Below are 18,437 nucleotides of genomic sequence, written 5' to 3' on the forward strand. Positions count from 1 at the left end.
TCCCGATCGCGGCGTTTCTACATCGGATCGAGTTCGGTGTCCCAATAAAGAAAATCCCGCCAACTTTCGTGAAGGAAGTTTGGCGGGAATGCACGTCCGTTCTCTTGAAGCTGGTAGGCACTCGGCTGGAACGGGGGACTGAGGGGGATCATGCCGCAACTGTGCGGCAGCCTGTTTCCCTTCGCCAGATTGCAGGCCGAGCAGGAGGTGACGACGTTGTCCCAGGTGGTGCGCCCGCCGCGCGACCGTGGAATGACGTGGTCGAAGGTCAGTTCCTGCGTGGGGAAGTGATGGCCGCAATACTGGCAGGTGAAGCGGTCGCGCAGGAAAACGTTGAATCGGGTGAAGGCCGGCCGCCGCGTCGCCGGGATGAACTCCTTCAACGAAATGACGCTCGGCAGCTTGACCTCGAAGGTGGGGGAGCGGACGACGCGATCATATTCGGAGATGATGTTCACCCGGTCCAGAAAGACGGCCTTGACCGCCTCCTGCCAGGACCAGAGCGACAGAGGGAAGTAGCTGAGCGGCCGGAAGTCGGCGTTCAGCACCAGGGCCGGACAGTGATCGGGTGGTGGAGCCAATGGCCACTCCCTTATCTGAGACGTGTCTGGAACCTTTCTGGTGTTCCGCTCCCCCTTGCGGGATGCCACGCCGCCGGGTGACCGGAACACCAGATACATAGTTGATTTGTGCTTCGAACTCAATATGTCGCGCCGCACTGCGTCATTTCTTCACGATCCTGTAACCCTTTCGATGGACCGGGTTCCGGCGTTTCCGGCGGGCCGACAGGATGCCTGTGACATTTGGTTGTGGTGCCTTGAACATGCATTTTCCGACATCGTGGTTACTGAGCGTTAACCATGATCTGGGATGGTGACGGTGCCCTAGGGGGACGCTTTCAAAGGGAACATCCATGAGCGCCACGATCATCGACCTTGCCGAGAAACGCGCCGAGCGCGAGGAGCGCGACCGCCAGCGCCGCATCGACGCCTTCGACCGCGAACTGCGCCGTCGCCTCGCCATGTATCTGGAGGGTGAGGACATCCCGGTCGAGCCGATCAAGGACAACCCTTACATCTGACCGCCCTTTGCACCCCCACCCGTTGCGCCGGCGGTCCCGCATGCAGGCCGGGCGCGGTTGGGGTATAAGGCGGGAATGACCGACGTCGTCACCCGCTTCGCGCCGAGCCCGACCGGCCATCTCCATCTCGGGCACGCCCATTCCGCTCTGTTCGGCTGGACCACCGCCCGCAAGGCCGGAGGGCGTTTCCTGCTGCGCATCGAGGACATCGATCCCCAGCGCTGCCGTCCGGAGTTCGACCGCGACCTGCGCGAGGATCTGGCTTGGCTGGGCCTGACCTGGGAAGAGCCGGTGCGCCGCCAGTCGGAGCATCTGGAGGATTACCGTGCCGCGCTGGCGCGGCTCGCCGGTCTGGGCGCCGTCTATCCCTGCTTCTGCACCCGCAAGGACATCGCCGCGGAGATCGCCCGCGCCGGCCATGCGCCGCATGGGCCGGACGGTCCGCTCTATCCCGGCACCTGCCGCAGCCTGTCGGAGCCGGAGCGGCAGGACCGCATCGCCGCGGGGGCGGCCTATGCCGTGCGATTGGATGTGGGAAAGGCCATGGCGATGACTGGGCCGCTGCGCTGGCACGACCGGCGGCGCGGCTGGCAGGACGCCCTACCGGGCCTTCTCGGCGACATCGTCCTGGCCCGCAAGGACGTTCCGACGAGCTATCATCTGGCGGTCACCCTGGATGACCACCTGCAGGGTGTGACGCTGGTGACGCGTGGAGACGATCTCTTTTTCGCGACTCACGCGCATCGTCTTCTTCAAGAACTTCTTCGAGCCGTCCCTCCCGATTACGAGCATCACTCTTTGCTGGTGAACGAGCGGGGCGAGCGTCTTGCCAAGCGCGACAATGCCAAGACCTTGCGATCTCTTCGGGAATCAGGGCATACGGCGGCGGCGGTGCGCGCCCTGGCCGGCTTCCCGGAAGAGTTATGATCTACCACCAACTGTGTATTACAACAATGAGCAAGCTATCCGTTTGAGGCGAGTCGCCTGGAATCTTCTTCCTCTTGCACGTATCTTTTGAATCGCGACCGATTGTTTGCACTGCCCAATGGGTGGCGCTGAACGGTCGGCCGGCTTGCAATCCGGAGGAGGCAAGCGATGCGAGAGGAGGAGGCGGAGGACAATCCTTGTCCCGCCGACCCTGCCGGACTGCGGCGGGTCTTCGACACGATCGGCGTGGCGACCGCCTTGCTCGATCGACAGGGGCGCATTGCCGATCTCAACGCGGCGATGCTGCGCGCCATCGGGTGCCGACCGGACCTTCTGATTGGACAGCCCATGGCCGGCGCCTTCGTCTGGGGCGGCCGGGAGGACGCGGCGGATCGCTTCGCCCAAGCGGTGGCTGGCGCGGGCCGGGGGACGGTTCAGGAACTGACCCTGACGGGCGACGGAACATGGTTCGACATCACGCTGACGCCGCTTCCGGCGGAGTCCGGCGGAGAGCCGGCGGGCATCGTGATGACCGCGGCGGACGCCGGCCGCCGCATGGCCGCGGAGGCGCAGCTGCGTGGGCAGGAGGAACGGCTGCGCGCCGCGCGGGACGAGGTGGTGCGCGCCGGTCAGGCCAAGGTGCGCTTCCTGGCCGCGGCCAGCCATGACCTGCGCCAGCCCGCCCAGTCGCTGACCCTGTTCGGTGCGGTCCTGGCGGAGCGCCTGTCCGATCACCCGCAATTGCCGCTGGTCCAGACGATGAACCGGGCGGTCGAGGCGATGCGCGGCCTGCTTGACGCGTTGCTGGACGTGGCCCGGCTCGACTCCGGGATCGTGTCGCCCGACATGGCGCCCTTCGCGGTGACCGACATGCTGGAACGGCTGGAGGCCGACTATGGCCCACGCGCCACCGCCAAGGGGCTGAAGCTGCGGGTGCGTCCGCTCAAGGCGCAGGTCCGCAGCGACGCCGCCCTACTGGAGCGGCTGCTGCGCCACCTGCTCGACAACGCGGTGCGCTACACGGCGTCGGGCGGCGTGCTTCTGGGGTGCCGGCGGCGGGGCATGATGCTGTGCATCGAGGTGGCGGACACGGGCGTCGGCATCCCCACCGACAAGCTCGATGAGATTTTCGAGGAGTTCGTCCAGCTCGGCAACGCCGAACGCGACCGCAGCCGCGGTCTCGGTCTCGGGCTGGCGGTGGTAAGGCGGCTGTCGCATCTGCTCGGCCTGCCGGTTCGCGTGCGGTCGCGTCCGGGGCGGGGCACATGCTTTACGGTGGAGGTTCCCTTGCACGCTTCCTGGAATCCCAACGGGACGGAACGCGCCATGCCGTCCCTGGACCGTCCCGGCGCGCTGGCCCTGATCATCGACGACGAGGAGCTGATCCTGCAAAGCCTGCGGCTGGTGCTGGAGCAGTGGGGATGGGATGTGCTGGCCGCCGCATCGGGGGAGGAGGCGTTGCGCCAGCTCGACGGGGCGGAGCGGCTTCCCGACGTCATCATCGCCGATTACCGCCTGCGTTACGGCCGGACGGGGGTGGACGCCATCCGCGACATCCACGCCTTCGCCGGCGACATCATCCCGGCGATCCTGCTGACCGGCGACACCAGCCCCGACCGCATCCGCGAGGCCCGGCGCAGCGGCTTCACCGTCCTGCACAAGCCCGTCACCCTGTCGGAGCTGTCGTCCCACCTGGAGGAGGCGCGGGGGCGCGCCGCGGCGGAATGACCGGCGAAATGGCCGCCGCCGCCGCGACGTCTACCGTCGCAGGCCCTTCACGATCTCCAGATAGTCCGGCTCATCCGGCGTCAGCCAGCCGTGACGGACCATGAAGTCGATGACGACGAGATTCACGTTGAACTTCCAGTCCTTCGTCGTGCGCACCGACTCCGCGACGCGGTCCAGCGGCCACAGCTCGAACCGCTCGACCTCGCCGTCGGTGTTTTGCGGGACGAAATCCGTGTCGAGTTCCAGGTCGTAGAGGAACAGCGTGTCCTGCTTCAGCCCGGCCTCCGTCTCCATGCGGTAGGTGACGGCCCCGACGGGGACGGCGCGGGACGCCAGGGCGGCGTCGATCCCCGCCTCCTCCTGCGCCTCCTTGACGAGGTTCTCCGCCAGCGTCAGGCCGATCGGCTGGCCGCCGGCGATCATGTTGTCCAGCTTGCCCGGCGCCACCTCGCGGTCGCGGGCGCGGCGCCCGATCCACAGCGACAGGCCGCCGTCTGGCTGGCGGACGAAACCGTTGACGTGCAGCCCGTAGGCGGGGGTGCCGAACTGCGCCACCACCGCTCGGTCGATGCGCATCAGCGGCTCGGCTCCCCAGGCGGGCGTGACCGGGTAGAACTCGCCGCGCAGGGCGGAAACCGCTTCCGTCTCGACGAGGAACTGGGCGGCGTGCGCCAGCACGGAGGACCGCGCCTCGAAGTCGCGGACCTCCGGGGCCAGCGTCACCCGGTCGGCGGTGACGACGAAGCCCGGATCGACGCCGGGAAGCTGCTCGGCCAGCGCGTGGCGGACCCAGCCGAGACGATGCCCCTCCAGCTCGAACGGACGGAAGCCGGACAGGTCGTGCGCGTTGCACGCGCGGATGTGGTCGAGGAAGCTCATGCGACTCCGTGTAGCCGCAGCGCCCCCCGCCGTGCAACCGTTCTTCCGTGAACCGGCTCCGCGCCGGCCGTTCCGTCGTTATTCGGGGCGACGCCAACCGGGGGGCGATGCCGGACGGGGGCGATGCCAGCCCGTTGCAAAGGACAGGCTTGCGGCGTACACACACGGCCTATCGGACTCGGGGGACAGGTCGATGCCGGCGGCGTTCGGGGATTTTTCGGTTCTGGTGATCGAAGACGAGAGCTTCACCCGCATGGTGCTGGCGAAGATGCTGGCCACGCTGGGCTTCCGCTCCGTCCTTCAGGCCGCCGACGGCGAGGCCGGGCTGGCCGCCGTGCAGGCGCACGACCCCGATCTGGTCGTCTGCGACGTGGAGATGCAGCCGATGGACGGGCTGGGTTTCCTGAAGGCGCTGCGGACCAGCCCCGACGCCCGCCACCGTGCGCTGCCGGTGGTCTTCATGACGAACCGCGCCGACCAGAGCCGGATGGACGAAGCCGCGGCCTTCGGCGCCGACACCTTCATCGTCAAGCCGGCCACCCCGGCGTCGCTCAAGGAAACGCTGGGCGCCAAGCTCGGTTGAGGGGCCTCGGGCCGGCCGGGGGCGCCCGCGCCGGTCACACTTTTTCCCCGACCTGTGGCAGGACTGCAAAAACGCGGCCAAGTGCTTGATTCCAGCCGGCTTCCGGATTCACTTGAGATTGTGCGCCGCAACGGCAAAGGCGGCTCACCCAAATTCTGCCTTGTTGATCTGCTGTGATGAGGCTCACCATCCTTCTTTGGAAGGTGTGGACCGCGCCGATCGCCCATGCGTTAATATCCGGAGGCACGGCGGTGGTCACAGGCATGGAAGTGTGTTGTTAAGAAATAGACGGCACACTTAACGTTAACCGTAGCGCCTTAGTGGGTTAAGGCGCGTGGATGCACTGGAGGTCGATGGGTGATCGGCGAAGTCCAGCGAGTCCCCGACGAACGGCATCCGGGCCGCGTTCCGGAAGCCGGCTGGAAGTTTCAACCCCATCGAACTTCGTTGCTTTTGCCGTCTTTTCCGCCGGTGCTTGCACGCCGGTTCTCCCGGACAACCCGGCCGCGTGGTCTATTACTGACGACCGGTGTGTCCGACCGCCCGTCTTTTCAGGCTATCAAGGCTTTCCTCCTGGAAAGCTCTAGGTCGAGCATTACATTCAGTTTTGAAGCATTCGAGTTTAGCACTCCGAAGGGGGCGCTTCATTTGAAGGGCAACTGGATAAAAGGTCTGGCTTTCGACGGTGAGCGGGGGTGCCGCGGGACCGTTGTGTCCGTGACGCCCCAGAGTTCGCACCTGCGGCAGGTGCCGCCCCCGCCGCCCGGGTCCCCCGGCGGCAGCCCCGACGCATCGGACTAAGAGACACGGAGAGCGGAATGTTCCCGGCCGACGAACTGTTCACGCGCTACACACAGTCCTACGAGGGGCGCCGTGAGGTCGAGATGAGCCTCACGGAATACCTCCAGGAATGCCGCGACGACCCGATGATGTATGCCTCCGCGCCGGAGCGCATCCTCGCCGCCATCGGCGAACCGGAAATCGTCGACACCGCCAAGGACCCGCGCCTTGGCCGAATCTTCATGAACCGGACGATCAAGATCTATCCGGCCTTCGCCGACTTCTACGGCATGGAGGAGACGATCGAGCGGATCGTCGGCTTCTTCCGCCACGCCGCGCAGGGTCTGGAGGAGCGCAAGCAGATCCTCTACCTGCTGGGCCCGGTGGGCGGCGGCAAGTCGTCGCTGGCCGAGCGGCTGAAGTCGCTGATGGAGAAATGCCCGGTCTATGTCCTGAAGGCCGGCAAGGAGGTCAGCCCGGTCTTCGAAAGCCCGCTCGGCCTCTTCAACCCGGACGAGATGGGCGACCTGCTGGAGGACCGCTACGGCATCCCGCGCCGCCGCCTGACCGGGCTGATGAGCCCGTGGGCGGTGAAGCGGCTGGACGAGTTCGGCGGCGACATCTCCCGCTTCCGCGTCGTCAAGCTGCATCCCAGCAAGCTGCGCCAGATCTGCGTCACCAAGACGGAGCCGGGCGACGAGAACAACCAGGACATCTCCTCGCTGGTCGGCAAGGTCGACATCCGCAAGCTGGAGGTCTACAGCCAGAACGATCCCGACGCCTACAGCTTCTCCGGCGGCCTGAACCGGGCCAGCCAGGGCCTGCTCGAATTCGTCGAGATGTTCAAGGCCCCCATCAAGATGCTCCACCCGCTGCTGACGGCGACCCAGGAGGGCAACTACGTCGGCTCGGAGAACATCGGCGCCATCCCGTTCCAGGGCATCATCCTCGCCCACTCGAACGAGGCGGAGTGGCAGTCCTTCAAGAACAACAAGAACAACGAAGCCTTCATCGACCGCATCTGTGTCATCAAGGTCCCCTACTGCCTGCGCGTGCAGGAGGAGCAGCGGATCTACGACAAGCTGGTCAAGGGCTCCGATCTCGCGACCGCGCCCTGCGCGCCGTCGACGCTGGAGATGCTGGCGAAGTTCTCGGTGCTGTCGCGCATGCGCGACCATCCGAACTCCAGCCTCTACTCCAAGATGCGCGTCTATGACGGCGAGAGCATGAAGGAGACCGACCCCAAGGCCAAGTCCATGCAGGAATACCGCGACCAGGCGGGCGTGGACGAGGGCATGGACGGCATCTCCACCCGCTTCGCCTTCAAGGTGCTGGCCGCGACCTTCAACTACGACTCCAACGAGATCTCGGCCGATCCCGTCCACCTGATGTACATCCTGGAGCAGTCGATCAAGCGGGAGCAGTTCCCCGACGACACCGAGAAGAAATACATCGAGTTCATCAAGGCCGAGATGGCGCCGCGCTACGCGGAGTTCATCGGGAACGAGATCCAGAAGGCGTATCTGGAATCCTACAGCGACTACGGGCAGAACCTGTTCGACCGCTATGTGGATTACGCCGACGCGTGGATCGAGGACCAGGACTTCAAGGACCCGGACACCGGCCAGCTGATGAACCGCGAGCTTCTGAACCAGGAGCTGACCAAGATCGAGAAGCCTGCCGGGATCGCCAACCCGAAGGACTTCCGCAACGAGGTCGTCAAGTTCGCGCTGCGCGCGCGGGCGGCGAACGCCGGGCGCAACCCCTCCTGGACGTCCTACGAGAAAATCCGTGAGGTGATCGAGAAACGCATGTTCTCCCAGGTGGAGGATCTGCTTCCGGTCATCAGCTTCGGGTCCAAGAAGGACGGCGAGACCGAGAAGAAGCACAACGAGTTCGTGTCGCGCATGATGTCGCGCGGCTACACCGAGCGGCAGGTCCGCCGGTTGGTCGAGTGGTACATGCGCGTGAAGCAGGCCGGCTGACGGCCCGCTTCGCCACACGAGCGTGAACGGGTAGGAGGGGCTCCCCCTTGATGAACATCATCGACCGTCGCCTGAATCCGCAAGGCAAGAGCCTGGCCAACCGCCAGCGTTTCCTGCGCCGTGCCAAGGAGCAGGTGGTGAAGGCGGTGCGGGATGCCTCCGGCAAGCGTGGCATCCAGGACATCGAAAACGGCGAGAAGGTGACCATCTCGACCGGCGGCGTGCGGGAGCCCTCCTTCCACCGCTCCGGCGCCGGCGGCGTGCGCGACTACGTCGTGCCGGGCAACAAGGAGTATGTGGAGGGAGACACCATCGCGCGGCCCGAGAGCGGCGGCGGTCGCGGCGGCAACGAAGGCAGTCCGGACGGGGAGGGCGACGACGATTTCCGCTTCGTCCTGTCCCGCGAGGAGTTCCTGGACATCTTCCTGGAGGACCTGGAGCTTCCCGATCTCGTCAAGCAGAAGGTCAAGCAGACGGAGTCCCACTCGCTGACGCGGGCGGGCTATTCGGTGACCGGTTCGCCGGCCAACCTGAACCTCGTCCGCACCATGCGCAACAGCCTCAGCCGGCGCATCGCGCTGAAGCGCCCCAAGCCGGCGGACATGCTGGAGCTTGAGGCTCTTCTGCGCGAAGCGGAGGACCGCGGCGAGGATCCTGAGAAGCTGCGGGAGATGCGCGATCAATTGGAGCGGCACTATCTCCGCTCCAAGCGCATCCCCTTCATCGACCCGATCGACGTCCGCTACAACCGGTTCGAGACGGTGCCGAAGCCCATCGCGCAGGCGGTTATGTTCTGCCTGATGGACGTCTCCGGCTCGATGACCGAGCACATGAAGGATCTCGCCAAGCGCTTCTTCATGCTGCTGTTCCTGTTCCTGAAGCGGCGCTACCGCTCGGTGGACATCGTCTTCATCCGCCACACCCACGAGGCCAAGGAGGTGGATGAGGACACGTTCTTCTACTCCACCGAGACCGGCGGCACCGTGGTGTCCACGGCGCTGGAGGAGATGCAGCGCATCGTCAAGGAGCGCTATCCGGAGAACGAGTGGAACATCTACGCCGCCCAGGCGTCGGACGGCGACAACATGTCGTCGGACAACGCGCGGTCGGCGGGTCTGCTGCGGGACGGTATCCTGCCGCTGTGCCAGTACTTCGCCTACATCGAGGTGGCGGCGGAGCACAACATGGGCCTGTCGGCGCTGGGCCGCGAGACGGAGCTGTGGCGGACCTACAAGACGGTCCAGGGGCCGGATTTGCCGATCGCCATGCGCCGCGTCCGCTCCCGTCGGGAGATTTTCCCGGTCTTCCGCGATTTGTTTGCCCGCGAAAAGGCGGGAGCCTGATTTCCGGCCCCCTCCCCAACCCTCCCCCGCTGGCGCGGGAGAGGGGGCCGGTTCCCTCCACCGCGTAGCGGGGGAGGGCTAGGGAGGGGGCAATGCCCGCCACCGAGACGCCGCACCAAGAATCGGGGCCAACACCCCGCAGAGTTTGAGAGGATGTGAGGCATGAGCGCTGTGATCGACAAGCCCGACAGCCTGCTCTACGACGGGGCGGACTGGGATTACGACCAGATCAAGCGCGTCTACGACGCCATCGAGGACATCGCCCTGAAGGACATGGGCCTCAACGTCTATCCCAACCAGATCGAGGTCATCACCGCCGAGCAGATGCTCGACGCCTATTCGTCCATCGGCATGCCGCTGATGTACAAGCACTGGTCCTTCGGCAAGCATTTCGCTCGCGACGAGATGCTCTACCGCAAGGGCTACCGCGGCCTCGCCTACGAGATCGTCATCAACTCCAGCCCCTGCATCAGCTACATCATGGAAGAGAACACCATGACGATGCAGACGCTGGTGATCGCCCACGCCGCCTTCGGCCACAACCACTTCTTCAAGAACAACCAGCTCTTCCAGCAGTGGACGGACGCCGAGGGCATCCTCGACTATCTGGAATTCGCCAAGTCCTACATCGCCCAGTGCGAGGACCGTTACGGCCACCACGCGGTGGAGCGGGTGCTCGACGCCGCCCACGCGCTGATGAACCAGGGCGTGCACAAGTACCCGAAGAAGCGCAGCCTCGACCTGCGGCTGGAGCAGAAGCGCGAGCGGGAGCGGCAGGAGTACCAGGAGCAGACCTTCAACGACCTGTGGCGCACCGTGCCGAAGGTCGCCATCGGCGGCAACCGCCCGTCCAAGTCGGTGTCGGAGCGCAAGAAGCTGCTCGGCCTGCCCGAAGAAAACCTGCTCTATTTCCTGGAGAAGAAGGCGCCGCGGCTCGAGCATTGGCAGCGCGAGATTCTTCGCATCGTCCGCCACATGGCGCAGTATTTCTACCCGCAGAAGCAGACCAAGCTGATGAACGAGGGGTGTGCGACCTACACCCACTACACCATCCTGAACGAGATGCACCGGCGGGGGATGATCAGCGAAGGCGCGATGCTGGAATTCCTGCATTCGCACACCTCGGTGGTGTTCCAGCCGGAGTTCGACGACCAGCGCTTCTCGGGCATCAACCCCTACGCGCTCGGCTTCGCGATGATGCAGGACATCCAGCGCATCGCCGAGACCCCGACGGACGAGGACCGCTACTGGTTCCCCGACCTCGCCGGGCGGGGCGACGGCATGGGCGCGCTGCGCGACGCCTGGGCCAACTTCCGCGACGAGAGCTTCGTGCTCCAGTATCTCAGCCCGCACCTGATGCGGAAATTCAAGATGTTCAGCGTGCGCGACGACGCGGAGGACCCCTATCTGCTGGTCGAGAACATCCACAACGAGCGCGGCTACCGCGGCATCCGCAAGCTGCTGGCGCGGCAGTACGACCTGGGCTTCCTGGAGCCGGACATCCAGATCGTCGACGTCGATCTGGCCGGCGACCGCAAGCTGATCCTGCACCACCGCGTGACCAACGGCGTGCTGCTGGACGAGAGCGACGCCAAGGCGGTGCTGCGCCACATCGCCAACCTGTGGGGCTACGAGGTCCAGCTCGTCGAGGTGTCGGCCCTGTCCGACGCCATCCTGAAGGAGCACGCCGTCACCGCGCCGAGCGGCATCGGGGGGTGAGGGTGGAAAGGATTGGACGGTGCGCCTAGAGGAGCGCCGTCCAATCCCACAGCGTGTGGTAATAGGCCGCCGACCAGAGGATCACCGCCGCGTTCGCGGCCAGCAGAGCGCCGAACAGCGCTCCGCGAAGCGTGACCGCCCATCCGGCTCGCGGGCGTGAGGCGATGGACACGGCCATCAACGCCAGGGCTGCCGGCAGCAGGAAGTAGCGTCCCTGCAATCCCAGGATCATCGGCGAGGCGATCGGCGTGTAAGCCAGCCAGAAGGCGGCGAACAGCAGGGCGCTGAACAGCAGGGCGACCGTCCCCAGCACCCCGGCCCCGCGCCGGTCGGGAGCCTCGCGCCCGTCGAGGGCGGCCAGGATGACGAGAGCGCTCCAGACGGAGAGGGCCGGAATCAACAGGACCAACGCCCGTCCGCCGGCCATGGCCGTTTCGGCATCGGCGACCGTCATTGGCGGCAGCGACAGGCCCGGCGGGAAAACGTAGGGGGCCGCGTGGCCACCGATCCGGAAATACCCGTCCATCGGCAGGATGACGGACAGCGAGGCGAGGCTGCTCCAGGCCACGCCGAGCGCGTGCGCCGGAGCCGCGGCAAGGGCGGCGAGCACCGCCGTGGGACGATCCGTGCTGATCCCCCAGAACAGGCCGGGCTGGAAGGGATGGGCCGCTTGCCAAGCGATGCTGAGAGCGACCGTCACGGCCGCCAGAAGCCCACCGTAAAGCGCCTTGTTCCGGGCTCCGCCCATGTGGTCGCCCGGCAGCAGGATCAGAAGCAGCGCAAAAATGGGGGACAACGGCTTCAGGCCAGCCAGAGCCATGCACAGAACGGCGATTCCCGTCCTCCTGCCAATGGAGATCGGGCCGGCCGCGCGCCGTGTCGACCACAGCGCGGCGGCGAGCAGGAGCGGAATGGTCAAATTGAGCGGATCCGCGCTCAGCGACGCCGCTTGGTGAAGCGCGACCGGCGACAGGGCCAGCGCGGTCAGGGCGAGGCGCCCGGCGGGAAGCAGCCCAATCACCGCGCCCATGGTCATTCCGTAAGCCAGCAGATTCCCCGCGCGGGCCGCCAGGAACTGAGCGAGCGGATCGCCGCCGAGTGCCCGAGCCAGCCAAAGCCCGGCGCTCGACGGGGCATAGGCCAGCGGAGGAAAGCTGGCGGTGCTGGCAAAGCCGAGATCGACCGTCGCGGCCGGTTGCCGGTCCAGTTCCGCCGCCAGCCGGGCGACTTCGGCGGCGGACAGGGGAGTCTTGTCGATGGCGATTTCCCCGAACAGGGCGAGGTCGAACGCGACCGCAGCGGCGTCGACCGGCCCTCCCCAATCGTTGTCGCCGCGCCGCTCGGCCAGCAGCGTCCCGTCGGCGATCTGCTGGATGCGAAACCAATGATACAGCTCGTCCGATCCACCGAAGGGCGGCACGGTCAGGATGAGAAGGCCGCCGAACAGCAGGGCGAGGCCGACGAACAGCGGCACGACGTGCCGACCGGCGCGGTGGACGAGACTCATGGCGTGGGCTTTCCGGGCGAACCGACAACCCGGAACGGATATACAGCTGACCCGTGGTCTTCAAGATGGGTCTGACGCTCAACGGTTCGCTTGCCCCGCCTCCGGGTCCAGCGTGTACAGCTCCTGCGGGCGCCCCACCCCGCGCAGTAGGTAACGCCCGACCGAGATCAGCCGCTCCCGGCATTCCGGAGCGGACTCGGTGAAGGCGGAGGACAGCAGGATGTCCTGGTCGAGCGACCGGCACATGGCGGCGATGCGGCTGGCCTCGTTCACCGCCGGGCCGACCACGGTGAAGTCCAGCCGGTCCACCCCGCCGATGTTGCCGTAGAACACCTTTCCCTGGTGCAGCCCCAGATAGAAGCGCGTCACCGGCAGCCCGGCGGCGGAGCGGCGGGCGTTCAGCTCCTTGCAGCGCTCCCGCGCTTCCTCCGCCGCGTCGAGGGCGGCGCGGCAGGCGTCCTCGGCGCTGGAACGGTCGAAGACCGCCAGGATGCCGTCACCGATGAATTTCAGCACCTGCCCGCGGTGCCGGTGGATGGCCGTCACCACCAGTTCCGCGTAGTCGTTTAGCAGCGGCAGGATGGTTTCCGGGGCCGCGGTGTCGGTGATGCGGGTGAAGCCCTGGAGGTCGCTGAACCACAGCACGGCGTCCAGCTCCTCCGCGACACCGCGGCGGATGTGGCCGCGCAGCACCCGGTGGCCGGCGTCCCGTCCCAGATAGGTCTCGGCCAGCGTGTTGGCGATGTGCGCCATGGCGTGGCCGCGCAGCGCCAGCGCCAGACTGCCGGTGAGGGTGAGCAGGGCGTCGCGCTGGGCGTCGCTGAAGCCGTCGGGATGGTGCGACACCCAGGAGGAGAAGATACAGTCCAGCTCGCCGATGGCGGCGCGGGGGCCCAGGCGGTTGACGATGGCCATGTAGTCGGTGGCGCCCTGCGCCCGGAGCTCGTCGACGATCGGGAACTCGCCGCCCTCCGTGCCGTCGGTCAGCCGCAGGCGCAGCATCGTCTCGCCGGAGGTGTAGAGCCGGTGGAAGGGGCTGCGCAGCCATTTCTCGTCGATGTCGGGATCGCTGCCGTCGCCGCCATACTCGGTCCGGCGCACCTCGGCGGCGTTGCGCCCGCTGCTGTCCCAGGTGACGACATGGCCGGCGATGGTCGGGTGCAGCGTGTCCGCCCCGACCACCGTCCGGGTCAGCGGCACGCCCGCCGCGACCAGCCGTTCGCAGAAGCCGCCGATGAGGTCCGTCTCCGGCACCCCCCGCAGCCCGGCCTCCGCGATCCAGCGGCTGAGGTCGAGAATCCCTTGCGCATCCATGCCCGCCATCCTGCCACAGGTGGCGCCCTTCGGGAACGGAGGGTCAGCGGCGGGACAGGGCGTCCGCGATGAAGGCCGTGACCGTTCCGAAGTCGCCGGTTGTCCGCAATTCGGCGGGCATGGCCCGAAAGTCAAGCTCCGGTCCGAAACCGATCATCGGCTTTCCGAAGCGCAGGGCCAGCCGGACCTCGTCGAGCGTCCCGTGGCGGCCCGGCAGGACGACGATCACGTCGCTGGTCAGGATGTTGATGTGGTTGCGGCTCAGCTCCGTCGGCGGCGCGCCGGCCGGCTTGCGCGCGAAGGGCGTCAGGATGGGCAGGTCGATGTAGGGGTTGGGGTAGCCGGGCAGGGGCGCATGGCCGCGGACCGGGTCGGGCTCGGACGGCAGGATGCCGATGGAGCGGCCCCGGCGCCCCGGCGTGCCGTGGAAGGCCCGCGCGGCCGACCGCATCACCCCGCCGCCGCCGCCGGTCAGCAGGTCGTGCCCGGCCTCGGCGATCCACGCGCCGAGCGGCTCCGCGTAGTCCGCCCATTCCTCCTGCCCCGACCCCATCACCCCGATGATCGCCATGCTCTTCCGCCTCCCTGTTACCGTCCGCGTGGTTTCGCCCGCGCCGTGGGTTCGGCCTCCAGCGGGTTGTCGGGCCAATAATGCTTGGGATACTGCCCTTTGAGGTCGGCCTTCACCGCCTTGTAGGCGTTGGCCCAGAAGCTGGCGAGGTCGCGGGTCACCTGCACCGGGCGGCGGGCCGGGGACAGCAGATGCAGCAGCAGCGGCACCCGGCCGCCGGCGATGCGCGGCGTCTCGGCCAGCCCGAACATCTCCTGCAGCCGGACGGCCAGCACCGGCTCGTCCCCGCTGTAATCGATGGGGATGCGGGAACCGCTGGGCACCTCGACATGGGTCGGCGCCTCCTTGTCCAGCCGCTGCTGCATCGCCCAGGGCAGCAACCCACGCAGCGCGTTGCCCAGCTCCACCCGGTCGAGATGCGCGCGGCGCGCGGCGCCGTTCAGGAAGGGCGCTAGCCAGTCCTTCATCGTCTCCAGCAGGGCGGCGTCGGAGACGTCCGGCCACTCCTCGCCCTCCCGGCGGCGCAGGAACAGGACGCGCGTCTGCCACTTGCGCAACTCGTCGGTCCAGGGCAGGGCGGTCAGCCCCATCTCCCGGATGCCCTCCAGCATGGCGGCGGCGATGGCCTCGGCGGGCGGGTTGGGCAGGCGCTTGTCCTCCAGCGCCAGGGCGAACAGCATGCGGCGGCGGCGTGCCAGCACCGTCTGCTCACGCCCGTCCCAGGCGACTAGGGTCTCGCTGCGGATGTGCTCGGCGAAGGCCTCCTCCAGCTCGGCCAGGGTGAGCGGGGCGGCCAGGAAGATGCGCGATTCGCGGGCGGCCCCGTCCAGGTCGGCAACGGCCAGCCAGTCCTCGGCGCTCAGCGGCTCGGCGTCCTGGAAATAGGCGCCGCGCCCGTTGGACAGCCGGTACTGGGCGGCGGCTCCACCTGTGTTTCCGCCGGGACGGCGCTGGCCGATGCGGTCGGGGTAGGCCAGGGCGACCAGCAGGCCGGTGGCGCCCAGGTCGCCACCATTGCCCTTCACGCCCAACTGCCGCTTCCAGTTCCGGGCCTGCTTCAACGCCTGCTGGGCGCCGCCGCGCTCCACGGTCAGGCCACGCCCGGCGCCGCGCACCCGGCCCTCATCGTCGAGCCCGCGCAGCAACTCCACGCGCAGCCGCAGATCGGCGTCGCGGAAGCCCGGCTGGGCGCGGACAATGTCGCGCTCGCCGAGCAGGGCGGCGACCTCGCAAGCGAGCGCGCCCAGCCCCATCGCCTTGCCCTTCAGCATCATGTGGGCCAGCCGAGGATGCACGCCGAAGCCGGCCATGCGGCGGCCGTGGGCGGTGATGCCGCCGCCGGCGTCCAGCGCCCCCAGCTCGCGCAGCAGCTCCCGCGCCTGGGCCATGGCGGCGGCGGGCGGCGGGTCGAGCCACGCCAGCGACGCCGGGTCGGCGACTCCCCACACCGCCAGCTCCAACGCCAGCGGGGCGAGATCGGCGTCCATGATCTCGGGCGGGGTGAAGGGGGCCAGCGCCTTGTGCGACGGCTCCGGCCAAAGGCGGTAGCAGACGCCGGGCTCCAGCCGGCCGGCGCGGCCCCGCCGCTGCTCCGCCGACGCCTGGGAGACCTTGGCGGTGACCAGCCGCGTCATGCCGCTGCGCGGGTCGAAGCGGGGGACGCGCATCAGCCCGCCGTCCACGACGATGCGGATGCCCTCGATGGTCAGGCTGGTCTCGGCGATGGGGGTGGCGAGCACGATCTTGCGCGTGCCCGGCGGGCTGGGGGCGATGGCGCGGTCCTGGGCGTCCGCCGTCAGGTCGCCGTAGAGCGGGGCGATCACCGTGCCGGGGCCGAGGTCCCCGCTCTCCAGAAGGCTCTGCACCCGCCGGATCTCCCCGGCGCCGGGCAGGAAGACCAGCGCGTTGCCGCTCTCCTCGCGCAGGGCGCGGCGGACGGCGGCGGCCACGGCGTCTTCAATACGGGTGTTGGTGCCGGGGGCGTCGAGGTGGCGGGTCTCCACCGGGAAGGCGCGGCCCTCGCTGGTCACCATCGGGGCGTCGCCCAACAGGGCGGCGACGGGCGCGCCGTCCAGCGTCGCCGACATCACCACCAGCCGCAGGTCGTCGCGCAGCGCGCCGCGCGCCTCCTGCACCAGGGCCAGCGCCAGATCGCTGTCGATGCCGCGCTCGTGGAACTCGTCGAACAGCACGGCGCCCACCGTCGGCAGTTCGGGATCCTCCTGCAGCTGGCGCAGGAACAGGCCGTCGGTCACCACCTCGATCCGGGTCTTCGGCCCAACTTTGGTGTCCAGCCGCACGCGGTAGCCGACCGTCTCGCCGACGCTTTCCCCCAGCATCGCGGCCATGCGGCGGGCGGCGGCGCGGGCGGCCAAGCGCCGCGGCTCCAGCACGATCACCTTGCGCCCGGCCAGCCAGGGCCGGTCGAGCAGGGCCAGCGGCACGCGGGTGGTCTTGCCCGCCCCCGGCGGCGCCTGGAGCACCGCCACGCCGCGTCCGTCCAGCGCGGCCAGCAGCTCGGGAAGCACGGGATCGATGGGAAGGGGCGGGATGCTCATGAGTTCTGTGAACCGGTGGAGAGGGGCGCCGCCCGTGTTCCTGGCAGCGGCGGGCGCCCCGGTCAAGCCTTCCGCCGGGCGTTGGCGGCTATTCGGTCTCCTCCCGGCAGAAGACCCCGGCCTCGGTGTCGTGGGTGAACAGCTCGGCGTAGCGGGCCCAGCCGGTGACGGCGTTCAGTGTCTCCTCGGCGTAGTCCTCGCTCATGAAGGCTTCCAGCTCGCGGGCGAACGGGGCGTAGGGAACGCGGTGGTCGGGGCGCTCCGCCAGGGCGGCGTCGATGTGCGCGGCGAGCGGCACGAAATGGACCAGATGCTCGGCGAACAGCGCCTTGCGGTCGTCCATCCCGGCCTCGGCGAACAGGTGGCCCGGTTCGGTCAGCCGGATGTCGCCCTCCGCCACCTCGGCGAATCCGAGCATCTGGAGCGTCTCGGCGATGGGGAAGAGGTCGTCGATCTCGTGCCGCAGCGCCGCCGCGAGGTGCGGCAGGTCCGCCTTGCCCTGGTAGGGCGGGGCGGCCAGCGTCTCCATCAGGCCGGACAGCAGGTTCGTCGAGACGTGCTGGAGCGGCTCGGCATAGACCGGCCGCGGGCGCCCGGCCGTTGTCCCCGGTGCCGCCGCCGGGGCGCTCAGCGGCTTGCGCGCGGTCATCCGGCCGTAGATGTCGTCGACCAGATCGCGGAAGTCCGGGGCCAGCCGGTTGCGCGGGTGCGGGATGTCCACCCGGATCTCCGCCGCGACGCGGCCCGGGTTGGAGGCAAAGACGAGGATGCGGTCGCACATCAGCACCGCCTCCTCGATGTTGTGGGTGACCATCAGGATCGACCGGGTCGGCAGCTTGCGCTCCATCCACAGGTCGAGCAGGTCGGTGCGCAGCGTCTCCGCTGTCAGCACGTCGAGCGCCGAGAAAGGCTCGTCCATCAGCAGGATTTCCGGATGAACCACCAGCGCGCGGGCGAAGCCGACGCGCTGGCGCATCCCGCCGGACAGCTCCTTGGGATAGGCGCTCTCGAAGCCCGACAGGCCGATCAGGTCGATGGCCTCCTCGGCGCGCGCCGCCGCCTCGTTCGCGGGAACGCGCAGCGCCTTCAGCCCGGCCAGCACATTCTCCTCGACGGTCAGCCAGGGGAACAGCGCGAAGGACTGGAACACCATCGCCACCCCGTCGGTCGGCCCGGCCACCGGCGCGCCGTGGTGCAGGACTTGCCCGGAGGTCGGCTGGGCCAGCCCGGCGACGATGCGCAGCAGCGTGGACTTGCCCGAGCCGGAGCGGCCGAGCAGCCCGACGATCTCGCCGTCGCGCAGCGTCAGGTCCACACCGTCGAGCACGACATACTGCTGGCCGGACGGCTTGCGGTAGGCCTGCCGGACGCCGTGGAGTTCGAAGAGGGCGGTGGTTTGCGTCGCCGTGGGCTGGGTCATCGTGATTTGCGTCATCATGGTCTGCGTCATCATGGTACGGCC

Annotated in this window: 15 protein-coding genes; 7 read left to right on the forward strand and 8 right to left on the reverse strand. The window is 68.1% G+C overall.

The window, feature by feature from the left end; all coding sequences use genetic code 11:
• Positions 1 to 17: 17 nt before the first annotated feature.
• Positions 18 to 581 (reverse strand): HNH endonuclease, encoded by a 564-nt coding sequence (locus ABAZ39_RS02390; protein WP_038526361.1) that lies wholly within the window; start codon positions 579 to 581, stop codon positions 18 to 20.
• 332 nt (positions 582 to 913) lie between these two features.
• On the opposite strand from ABAZ39_RS02390, the gene ABAZ39_RS36465 reads away from it, so the two are divergent.
• The 3 genes from ABAZ39_RS36465 to ABAZ39_RS02400 all read left to right on the forward strand — a co-directional run bounded on the left by ABAZ39_RS36465 (position 914) and on the right by ABAZ39_RS02400 (position 3,736).
• The gene (locus ABAZ39_RS36465; RefSeq protein WP_014241314.1) at positions 914 to 1,081 is read left to right on the forward strand and encodes a hypothetical protein; all 168 of its coding nucleotides are present in this window, start codon (positions 914 to 916) and stop codon (positions 1,079 to 1,081) included.
• A 75-nt stretch (positions 1,082 to 1,156) separates the two neighbouring features.
• On the forward strand, positions 1,157 to 2,008 hold the full coding sequence (gluQRS, locus tag ABAZ39_RS02395) for a tRNA glutamyl-Q(34) synthetase GluQRS (protein WP_038526364.1): 852 nt from the start codon (positions 1,157 to 1,159) through the stop codon (positions 2,006 to 2,008).
• A gap of 168 nt (positions 2,009 to 2,176) precedes the next feature.
• The gene (locus ABAZ39_RS02400; protein ID WP_051657757.1) at positions 2,177 to 3,736 is read left to right on the forward strand and encodes a hybrid sensor histidine kinase/response regulator; all 1,560 of its coding nucleotides are present in this window, start codon (positions 2,177 to 2,179) and stop codon (positions 3,734 to 3,736) included.
• 30 nt (positions 3,737 to 3,766) lie between these two features.
• Here the strand turns inward: ABAZ39_RS02400 and ABAZ39_RS02405 are convergent, their stop codons facing one another.
• Positions 3,767 to 4,615 carry a DUF4743 domain-containing protein gene (locus ABAZ39_RS02405; protein WP_038526366.1) on the reverse strand — a complete coding sequence of 283 codons (849 nt, stop codon included), beginning with the start codon at positions 4,613 to 4,615 and terminating at the stop codon, positions 3,767 to 3,769.
• A 193-nt stretch (positions 4,616 to 4,808) separates the two neighbouring features.
• On the opposite strand from ABAZ39_RS02405, the gene ABAZ39_RS02410 reads away from it, so the two are divergent.
• On the forward strand, positions 4,809 to 5,198 hold the full coding sequence (locus ABAZ39_RS02410) for a response regulator (protein ID WP_038526370.1): 390 nt from the start codon (positions 4,809 to 4,811) through the stop codon (positions 5,196 to 5,198).
• A gap of 34 nt (positions 5,199 to 5,232) precedes the next feature.
• Here the strand turns inward: ABAZ39_RS02410 and ABAZ39_RS35380 are convergent, their stop codons facing one another.
• Entirely contained in the window at positions 5,233 to 5,463 is a 231-nt protein-coding gene (locus tag ABAZ39_RS35380) for a hypothetical protein (RefSeq protein WP_137103416.1), read from the reverse strand.
• Positions 5,464 to 6,016: 553 nt separating this feature from the next.
• On the opposite strand from ABAZ39_RS35380, the gene ABAZ39_RS02415 reads away from it, so the two are divergent.
• The 3 genes from ABAZ39_RS02415 to ABAZ39_RS02425 all read left to right on the forward strand — a co-directional run bounded on the left by ABAZ39_RS02415 (position 6,017) and on the right by ABAZ39_RS02425 (position 11,025).
• Positions 6,017 to 7,963 carry a PrkA family serine protein kinase gene (locus ABAZ39_RS02415; protein WP_038526373.1) on the forward strand — a complete coding sequence of 649 codons (1,947 nt, stop codon included), beginning with the start codon at positions 6,017 to 6,019 and terminating at the stop codon, positions 7,961 to 7,963.
• Between the two features lie 50 nt (positions 7,964 to 8,013).
• A complete protein-coding gene (locus ABAZ39_RS02420) occupies positions 8,014 to 9,306 on the forward strand; it encodes a YeaH/YhbH family protein (protein ID WP_035682340.1) in 1,293 nt (430 codons plus the stop codon).
• Positions 9,307 to 9,468: 162 nt separating this feature from the next.
• Positions 9,469 to 11,025 carry a SpoVR family protein gene (locus ABAZ39_RS02425; protein WP_038526379.1) on the forward strand — a complete coding sequence of 519 codons (1,557 nt, stop codon included), beginning with the start codon at positions 9,469 to 9,471 and terminating at the stop codon, positions 11,023 to 11,025.
• A gap of 25 nt (positions 11,026 to 11,050) precedes the next feature.
• Here the strand turns inward: ABAZ39_RS02425 and ABAZ39_RS02430 are convergent, their stop codons facing one another.
• From ABAZ39_RS02430 to ABAZ39_RS02450, 5 genes are all read right to left on the reverse strand, one after another.
• Entirely contained in the window at positions 11,051 to 12,532 is a 1,482-nt protein-coding gene (locus ABAZ39_RS02430) for a DUF2142 domain-containing protein (protein ID WP_038526381.1), read from the reverse strand.
• Between the two features lie 78 nt (positions 12,533 to 12,610).
• The gene (locus ABAZ39_RS02435) at positions 12,611 to 13,846 is read right to left on the reverse strand and encodes an adenylate/guanylate cyclase domain-containing protein (RefSeq protein WP_038530544.1); all 1,236 of its coding nucleotides are present in this window, start codon (positions 13,844 to 13,846) and stop codon (positions 12,611 to 12,613) included.
• A gap of 43 nt (positions 13,847 to 13,889) precedes the next feature.
• Positions 13,890 to 14,417 carry an SLOG cluster 4 domain-containing protein gene (locus tag ABAZ39_RS02440; RefSeq protein ID WP_038526384.1) on the reverse strand — a complete coding sequence of 176 codons (528 nt, stop codon included), beginning with the start codon at positions 14,415 to 14,417 and terminating at the stop codon, positions 13,890 to 13,892.
• Positions 14,418 to 14,434: 17 nt separating this feature from the next.
• On the reverse strand, positions 14,435 to 16,975 hold the full coding sequence (gene hrpB, locus ABAZ39_RS02445; protein WP_038526387.1) for an ATP-dependent helicase HrpB: 2,541 nt from the start codon (positions 16,973 to 16,975) through the stop codon (positions 14,435 to 14,437).
• A gap of 88 nt (positions 16,976 to 17,063) precedes the next feature.
• Positions 17,064 to 18,428 carry an ABC transporter ATP-binding protein gene (locus ABAZ39_RS02450; RefSeq protein ID WP_443983708.1) on the reverse strand — a complete coding sequence of 455 codons (1,365 nt, stop codon included), beginning with the start codon at positions 18,426 to 18,428 and terminating at the stop codon, positions 17,064 to 17,066.
• Positions 18,429 to 18,437: the final 9 nt, after the last annotated feature.

It is taken from the genome of Azospirillum argentinense (genome assembly GCF_000632475.1).
Taxonomy (GTDB): domain Bacteria; phylum Pseudomonadota; class Alphaproteobacteria; order Azospirillales; family Azospirillaceae; genus Azospirillum; species Azospirillum baldaniorum.